This is a genomic window from Bacillus sp. SIMBA_031, assembly GCF_046535225.1.
In the GTDB taxonomy this organism is placed as follows: Bacteria; Bacillota; Bacilli; order Bacillales; family Bacillaceae; genus Bacillus; species Bacillus velezensis.
In genome coordinates this window covers 1-269 of record NZ_JAWRXC010000283.1, presented here as the reverse complement: position 1 = coordinate 269, position 269 = coordinate 1, and the positions used below count along the sequence as shown (strand labels likewise).

Here is a 269-nt window from a genome sequence, read left to right as displayed (position 1 = left end):
ATCGCATACTACAAGCGGTATTTTCACTGCTTTCCGCTTTGGGTCGAGGCCATGCTACTCGCGTGCAGAGACACCGCGTTTCAGGAGCGCTTTAACGCCTTCCGGCATGAAAAGATCGAGCGGGTCAGCACGTACATCCGCACGTTTTCAGTGCGCGACGGCAGTCCATTGCCTCTGCAGGCGGACGCCCTCGCACTCGGCCTGGTGGGCCTGTGCGATGGTGTGCTGCTCTTCAGAATGTGTGATCCGCAGAGGGTGAGCGACGAACC

Annotated in this window: 1 protein-coding gene; it reads left to right on the top strand. The window is 59.1% G+C overall.

Features of this window, described 5'->3' with window-relative positions:
• Window positions 1-269, top strand: a 269-nt coding sequence (locus tag SB724_RS20335; RefSeq protein ID WP_410572684.1) for a hypothetical protein, incomplete at both ends; no start/stop codon positions are given.